Source organism: Pseudomonas sp. NPDC086112, assembly GCF_044746425.1.
GTDB lineage: Bacteria > Pseudomonadota > Gammaproteobacteria > Pseudomonadales > Pseudomonadaceae > Aquipseudomonas.
Genome location: NZ_JBIVCD010000107.1, coordinates 1 through 1,283, shown reverse-complemented (window position 1 = coordinate 1,283; position 1,283 = coordinate 1). Strand labels below are relative to the sequence as shown.

General features: G+C 54.2%; 1 protein-coding gene. It reads left to right on the top strand.

Features of this window, described 5'->3' with window-relative positions:
• The first annotated feature begins 84 nt into the window (after window positions 1–84).
• Window positions 85–1,263 carry an IS481 family transposase gene (locus ACIPLA_RS28270; RefSeq protein WP_063341729.1) on the top strand — a complete coding sequence of 393 codons (1,179 nt, stop codon included), beginning with the start codon at window positions 85–87 and terminating at the stop codon, window positions 1,261–1,263.
• Window positions 1,264–1,283 lie beyond the last annotated feature (20 nt).

The following is a 1,283-nucleotide window of genomic DNA, read 5'->3' as shown; positions in this document are numbered from 1 at the left end:
CGGGTAGAAACCGGAGACATCCTTTACGTTTTAAACCGGAGACATCGTTTACAGGTATGAAATACGGTCAGGAGGTGCCTGACCATGCCCTGGAATCGAGAGTCCCCAATGGATCAGAGAGTGAAACTCGTAGGCGACTGGATGTCCGGCGCCTATTCCAAATGTGAGCTGGCACGGCATTACGGTGTCAGCCGGCCCACTTTGGACAAGTGGTTGGCGCGCTATGCTGAACGTGGCATCGACGGGCTCAAAGAGCTGTCCAGACGTCCGCACCATAGCCCCCATCAAATCAGTGAGCATGTCCTTGAGTTGCTGATCGCTTATAAGCGCGAGCATCCGAGTTGGGGGCCTGAGAAGTTGGTTCACAACCTTAAAAATACGCACGCGGAGCTGTCTTGGCCCGCGTTGAGCACCGCTGGCGAATGGCTCAAGCGTGCAGGTTTGGTGCAAAAACGACGTTTCCTTAATCGCCCACCGACGGGGCCTATTCCGTTACGCGAAGCCACAGAGCCCAATCAAACATGGGCGGCGGATTTCAAAGGCGACTTCGCCCTGCAATCAGGTCAGCGCTGCTTTCCTTTGACGATCTCCGATCATGTCAGTCGATTCCTCTTACTTTGTCGGGCGCAAAGCAGTGTGGCTGGGGCGCGCGAAGGATTTGACTGGGCTTTTCGAGAGTATGGGTTGCCCAATGTCATTCGCACGGATAACGGTTCACCTTTTGCCTCGACCGGCGTGTCGCGCATCTCCAGCCTAGCGGCCTGGTTCATACGCTTGGGTATCTATCCCGAGCGTATCCAGCCCGGACGCCCTGACCAGAATGGCCGCCATGAACGAATGCACCGAACCCTCAAGGCTGCGCTGCTTCAGACACCTGAGCATAATTTGGTACAGCAGCAGCTGGCGTTTGAACGGTTTCGCCACGAATACAACTACGAACGCCCTCACAAGGCCCTGGCAATGAAGGTTCCGGCGGATGTTTATGTGCCATCCAGCCGCCTCTACGACGGACGTGTGCCGGAGGTGAATTACCCTTCACAAATGCTGGTCAGAAAAGTCCGGCAAAACGGTTCAATGAAGTGGAAAGGCGGAATGGTATTTGTCAGCGAATCGCTGGTGGGTGAGGCACTAGGGCTGAAGGAGGTGGAAGATGAGGTCTGGGAAGTGTATTTGTGCAATTACCTTTTAGGTCGTTTGAAAAGCGGTGAAAACCGCCTTTCAAACCCACAAAAACGTAAAGGATGTCCCCGGTCTCGATTGTAAAGGATGTATCCGTTTCTACA

Bases quoted from the DNA above. Each gene is read 5' to 3' on its own strand.
- ACIPLA_RS28270 (WP_063341729.1), top strand. From the start codon at position 85: ATGCCCTGGAATCGAGAGTCCCCAATGGATCAGAGAGTGAAACTCGTA.